The sequence below is a fragment of the Microcystis sp. M44BS1 genome, from assembly GCF_020244875.1.
Classification (GTDB): Bacteria; Cyanobacteriota; Cyanobacteriia; order Cyanobacteriales; family Microcystaceae; genus Microcystis; species Microcystis panniformis.
The window spans coordinates 40,608-47,255 of the sequence record NZ_JADBVM010000237.1 but is presented as its reverse complement, the minus strand read 5'-3'; the positions used below and the strand labels follow the sequence as shown (position 1 = coordinate 47,255).

Genomic DNA, 6,648 nt, shown 5'->3' with positions numbered 1-6,648 from the left:
GGGGGCATAAATCGACTCAATCCTTATCTGGCAAGAGATTTAATTGATTAGTTCGCTCCAGATCGCAAACAATTGACAAAAATTGCGGCAATGTCTGTCTCTATAAAGGTTTCATTCCTTATAACCCCGTCCATTGCATAAGACAAACCGAAGAACCACTCAAGCTATTTTAAAAAAAATTAAAGTAAAAATTCCACCCCTTCCCATTCAACAAAAAATCGCCGATATCCTCTCCAAATATGATGATTTAATCGAAAATAATCGCCGCCGCATCGAGTTATTAGAACGTTCAGCCCGCTTACTTTACAAGGAATGGTTCGTCCGTTTACGCTTCCCCGGACACGAACACACCCCGATTATCGATGGTATTCCTGAAGGGTGGGAGAGATTAAAACTAGGTGAGGTTCTAACCTTACAAAGAGGATTCGATCTTCCTAGTGCAAAAAGAACTCACGGACAATATCCTATTTTTGCATCAACCGGTATTAATGGTTATCATGAAAAGGCTAAAGTTCAAGCACCGGGTATAGTGACAGGTCGAAGTGGTTCTTTAGGCAAAGTTATGTATATTGCGGAAGATTTCTGGCCGCTTAATACAACACTGTATGTTAAAGATTTTATTAAAGTTGATGCGGTATTTGCACTTCATCTTTTAGAGAATTTACATTTAGAACAATATAATGCTGGTGCGGCAGTTCCTACTCTGAATCGTAATGATATTCATAAAATTAAGGTTTTATGTCCGTCTTGTACATTGAAATCTCTTTTTCTCGCTTTCGCCAATCCGATCTATACCCAAATTCATTTTCTTGATCGGTATAATCAAAAACTAAAACAAGCGCGTGACATACTACTTCCGAAACTTATGAATGGAGAGATCGAGGTGTAGAGGCGAAAGATCGATCGCACCTGTAAAAATCCCTGAAAATTGGCAATATTAATAAAATAAACCACTCCCCCGCACAATCGACCCTATGACCACCGAGGATAAAGTACAAGAACTCACCGCCAACTGTCTGCGAGATCAACTTGGTTGGCAGAGTGTCTATGCTTATAATGAAGAGGATTACGGTGAAAACAGCCTGCTCGGACGGCAAAATCAGAAAGAAGTTATCCTCAAACGCTACCTAAAACAGAAATTACGAGAATTTAACCCCAATCTTCCCGAAGAAGCCTATAATTCTGCCATTCTCCAAATCGAAGAAATCAACTCTAGTCAAACCCTTCTCGTCACCAATCAAGAGAAACATCAACTCCTTCTCGATGGAGTACAGGTGAGCTACCGCAACGCCAAAGGAGAGCTAATTAGACAAACCCTAAAAATCCTTGATTTTGACCAACCCAGCAATAACCATTTTCTAGCGGTTCGAGAACTGTGGATACAGGGGGAAATCTACCTCTGTCGCACGGATTTGGTAGGTTTTGTTAACGGCATTCCCCTACTCTTCCTAGAAGCGAAAAACCTCAACCGCGACCTAAAAGCGGCCTACGACGAGAATTTATCGAAGTATATCCGTACTATCCCCCATCTATTCGCCTATAACGCCTTTGCGATTTTAGTTAATGGCATAGACGCGAAAATAGGTAGTTTCTGCGGCAAATACGAACACTTTCATTCATGGAAACGCCTGGCCGAGAGTGACCCCGGCATTGTCGATATGGAAACCATGCTAAAAGGAGTCTGCGATAAAAATAACTTTATCGATCTGTTAGAAAATTATATCCTTTTCGATAACTCCACTGGCAAAACCTGCAAGATTATCGCCCGAAATCACCAGTTTCTGGGGGTTAATCAAGCGATCGATTCTGTGAAAAGATGGCGGGAGGGTGGGATAAAAGATAACAAACTAGGGGTTTTCTGGCATACCCAAGGCTCCGGAAAAAGCTATTCTATGGTTTTTTTCACCCGCAAAATTCGCCGTAAACTAGGCGCAAACTATACCTTTGTTATCTGTACCGATCGCGAAGATCTAGATAAACAGATCTACTATACCTTTGCCGGTTCCGGATTGACCAATAACGAGCAAGAACTCTGCCAAGCTTCCAGTAACGAACACTTGCAGAGTCTTCTGGGAGAGCATAAAGCCTATATTTTCACCCTCATCCAGAAATTCAACCAAACCGTCAATCCCGACCAACCCTACAACTCCCGAAACGATATCATCATTATCAGCGACGAAGCCCACCGAACCCAGTACGGAACCCTGGCCAGCAACCTCCGGGCTGCACTTCCGGGCGCTGGTTTTATCGGTTTTACCGGCACCCCTCTAGTCAGCAACGACGAGATCACTAAACGCTATTTCGGGGATTATGTCTCCACCTACGACTTCCAGAGAGCGGTCGAGGATAAAGCTACCGTTCCCCTCTACTATGATGCAAGGGGTGATAAACTCTCGATCGCCGTCAACGACCTCAACGAACAGATCGCCGCCAAAATCGAAGAGTTAGAGATCGAAAATGTCGAGATAGAAGACCGTTTAGAAAGGGAATTAAGAAGGGATTACTACATCCTGACGGCCCCGCAGCGGTTAGAGGCGCTGGCCCGTGATTTCGTTGAACATTACAGCACCGCTTGGGAAACAGGCAAAGCCATGGTGATTTGTATCGACAAGCTCACCTGTGTCAAGCTGCATAACCTGATCGATCGTTACTGGAGCGAAAAAATCCAACAACTGAAAAAAGACCTCAAAAAAATTACCGATGACCAAGAGGAAAACTATCGTCAGCGTCAGATTCAATGGATGGAAGCAACCCTAACGGCCGTGATCGTCAGCGAGGAACAGGGAGAGATCGACAAATTCCAGAAACAAGGGTTAGATATTACCAGCCATCGCAGTATAATCAAAAACGGCTTTGAACTGGCGGACGGTACAAGGATCAGCCCAGAAAATGCCTTTAAACAAGCCGATCACCCCTTTCGGATCGCCATCGTCTGCGCCATGTGGTTGACCGGTTTCGATGTTCCCTCCCTCTCCACCCTCTACCTCGATAAACCCCTAAAAGCTCATACGCTCATGCAAGCGATCGCTCGTGCTAACCGGGTTAACGAGGGCAAAACTAACGGTTTAATCGTGGATTACTGCGGAATCCTCAAAAATCTCCGCCAAGCTCTCGCCGATCTCGCCCAAATTTCCGATCAGGGACGCAGGGAAGACCATCTTAGTCTCGACCCCACGAAACCGCAAGAAAATTTACTGGATGAATTGGCCCGATCGATCGAGGCAGTTAAAGAATTTTTGGGGGAAAGTAACGCATCCCTAGACGCACTCCTCGAATATAAAATACCTAGTTTTGCCTTCAATAAAGCTATTAACGACGCGAAGGAAGCGATCAATCGAAGTGATCAGGCCCGACAAAATTTTGGACTCCTCTCTCAAGAGGTCTTCCATCTTTTTAAGGCCTGTCTTAATCAGCCATCGGTTAATCACTACCGTCCGGCTCACGACACGATTAAACTGATCTATAAGTGCATTCAAGGTGATCGGGAGAAAATAGACATCGGGGAAATTCTCTTGGAAATGCGATCGGTAATCGACGGGGCGATCGATGTAACCACCGAAGCGAGGGCCGATGATACCCCACTGTACAACATCAGTAAAATCAACTTCGAGCGTCTGAAACAGGAATTCGCCAATAGCGATCGTAAGAATACCACCGTCCAAACTCTCAAAAACGCCATCGAAAACCGTCTCCGAACAATGCTCGAGCAGAATCTGCAACGGACGAACTTTCAAGAACATTACGAGCAGATCATCGCTGATTATAATTTCGAGAAGGATCGGGTGGCGATCGAAAAGACCTTCGAGGCCTTATTAGAATTCATTCAGGAACTCGATCGAGAGTCCCAACGGGCGGTTAGCGAGGGATTAGACGAGGAATCCCTGGCCCTGTTCGACCTTTTAACCAAAGAGAATCTATCACCGCAAGAAATTGAAAAAATTAAACAGATCGCCACGCGGCTTTTGGAAACCCTAAAACAAGAGAAACTAAAGATCGATCGTTGGCCAGATAAAGAATCCAGTCGGGCGGAGGTTAAAACTACTATTCACAACTTTTTATACAGCGATAATACTGGTTTACCCGTCGATCTCTACACGGACGAAGAAGTGGAAGAAAAAACGGAAGAAGTCTTCCGTCACATCCTGCGAGTTTATCCGAGTCTGCCTTCGCCTTATTACAGCGCGGCTGCCTAGATTCTGGACTGTCCATATTTCGCTTTTCCGAAGTTGCTGATTTTAGCTCTGATAATCATCACCGTCCCTAAATAGGGTTTGCTGAATAAATGTGAAATGTTTGCGTCTTCATCGGCCCGCGTCCTGTAGGGGCGAAGCATTCGGATAGAAAATCTACGGTTTCACCGATAGGTTATTCCCCGAATGCTTCGCCCGTACTTTTTGCCGCAAACCCTAAATATTTGATCCGATTTTTTGTAGTAAGGTTATACTATTAAGAAGCAAAGACGAAATTCTAGGGTTAAGCAATGGTTAGACAACTGGACGACACCCCGAAAACCACAATCGTCTATCCCGATAGCGATGGTAAACCGATGGCCGACAATACAAGACAATTTCGCTGGATTACGACGATTAAAGCGAATTTAGACTGGTTATTTGCCAATGATGCCGATGTTTTTGTCGCCGGTGATTTACTCTGGTATCCCGTGGAGGGAGATAATAAGACTCGACAAGCACCCGATGTCATGGTAGCTTTTGGCAGACCAAAAGGCGAAAGAGGTTCCTATCAACAGTGGAAAGAAGAAAATATCCCCCCGCAAGTGGTTTTTGAAATTCTCTCTCCGGGTAATACCCAAACGGAAATGACCAGAAAACTACTGTTTTATGACCGTTATGGTGTGGAAGAATACTACATTTATAATCCCGATAAAAATGATTTGGGTGGCTGTATTCGTCGGGAAAATCGGCTCGAAAGTCTGGAAAATCTCGATAATTGGGTCAGTCCTCGCTTGGGCATCCGTTTTCAGTTAGCCCAACCAGAGTTACTCTTGTATTATCCCGATGGTCAACCTTTCACCAGTTACAACCAAGAACGACAACGGGCCGAAACGGAACGACAACGGGCCGAAACGGAACGACAACGGGCCGAACGATTGGCGGCAAAACTGCGGGAATTAAATATTAGTCCCGAAGAAATTTAAAAAAAAATGCTCGATCGACTCAATCGATCGAGATAGTCTCGCTACAATGAAAGTAGATAAATATCAAGTCCTCTAGCTAGAGTCGCAACAGTAAGCCCAGAAAAAATGCGCTAGGGCAGGGTTGACTAAATCGACGAAGCAATCGCTAAATAGGGGTAATTTCCGTCCACTTCTCCCCAATCCTGAACGGGAGAGGCAGAACCGAAGAATTTCTATAAAATTTCGGTAAGGGTGGAAAGATCAAGTAAGTTAGCGTTAGGGCTTAATCTTCGCCACGGAAAGTAGAACTATGACAGTTTGTGAATATCGGCCAGGTTTAGAAGGAATTCCCGCCGCCCAATCGAGTATCAGCTTTGTGGATGGGCAAAAGGGAATCTTAGAGTATCGGGGCATTCGGATTGAGGAACTCGCCGAAAAAAGTACCTTCCTCGAAACCGCCTATCTCCTTATCTGGGGTGTTCTGCCCACGGAGGCGGAACTGGAAGAATTTGCCGAGGAAATCCGTTATCATCGACGCATCAAGTACCGTATCGAAGACATGATGAAATGCTTCCCCGAAAAAGGCCATCCCATGGATGCGCTACAAACTTCGGCGGCGGCTTTAGGTTTATACTATGCCCGGCGGGCCCTGGATAATCCCGAATATATCCGTCAGGCAGTAGTGCGGCTATTAGCGAAAATCCCCACTATGGTGGCGGCGTTTCAATTGATTCGCAAAGGTAATCATCCCATTCAGCCCAATGATAGTCTTGATTATGCGGCCAATTTCCTCTATATGTTGACGGAAAAACGACCGACGGATTTAGCGGCGAAGGTTTTCGATGTCTGTTTGACTCTCCACGCTGAACATACCATGAATGCCTCGACTTTTTCGGCCATGGTGACGGCTTCCACTTTAACCGACCCCTACGGTGTCATCGCTTCAGCAGTGGGAACTCTCGCCGGTCCCCTCCACGGTGGGGCAAACGAGGAAGTATTGTTAATGTTAGAGGAAATCGGTTCGGTGGCTAATGTTCGTCCCTATGTGGAAAAATGTATCGCCAATAAACAAAAAGTTATGGGTTTTGGACACCGGGTATATAAAGTTAAGGATCCCCGGGCGACGATTTTACAAAATCTTGCCGAACAATTATTCGCGGAATTAGGTTCCGATGAATACTACGATATCGCCCTAGAATTAGAACAGGCAATGGTGGATATCTACGGCGAAAAAGGTATCTATCCTAATGTGGATTTCTATTCGGGATTGGTCTATCGGAAATTAGGCATCCCCAATGATTTATTTACCCCGATTTTTGCCATCTCCCGGGTGGCCGGTTGGTTGGCCCACTGGAAAGAACAATTAAATGCTAACCGCATTTTCCGTCCTACCCAAATCTACACCGGACAACACGAAGTCCCCTATACACCGATCAAACAACGTTCTTAGATTTTATCTCACACTCTTAATGGAAACACGGTTTCTCGCCTTTGTCAACCTCACCTAGGCGAGA

General features: G+C 45.2%; 4 protein-coding genes. All 4 read left to right on the top strand.

The window, feature by feature from the left end; genetic code table 11:
• The first annotated feature begins 133 nt into the window (after positions 1 to 133).
• The 4 genes from IM515_RS18485 (at position 134) to IM515_RS18470 (ending at position 6,584) form a co-directional block, all read left to right on the top strand.
• The gene (locus IM515_RS18485; protein ID WP_287627854.1) at positions 134 to 889 is read left to right on the top strand and encodes a restriction endonuclease subunit S; all 756 of its coding nucleotides are present in this window, start codon (positions 134 to 136) and stop codon (positions 887 to 889) included.
• Between the two features lie 85 nt (positions 890 to 974).
• Complete coding sequence (locus IM515_RS18480; protein WP_287627853.1) at positions 975 to 4,193, top strand: type I restriction endonuclease subunit R; 3,219 nt, start codon at positions 975 to 977, stop codon at positions 4,191 to 4,193.
• 287 nt (positions 4,194 to 4,480) lie between these two features.
• Positions 4,481 to 5,155 carry a Uma2 family endonuclease gene (locus IM515_RS18475; RefSeq protein ID WP_287627852.1) on the top strand — a complete coding sequence of 225 codons (675 nt, stop codon included), beginning with the start codon at positions 4,481 to 4,483 and terminating at the stop codon, positions 5,153 to 5,155.
• A gap of 289 nt (positions 5,156 to 5,444) precedes the next feature.
• Entirely contained in the window at positions 5,445 to 6,584 is a 1,140-nt protein-coding gene (locus IM515_RS18470) for a citrate synthase (protein WP_287627850.1), read from the top strand.
• Positions 6,585 to 6,648: the final 64 nt, after the last annotated feature.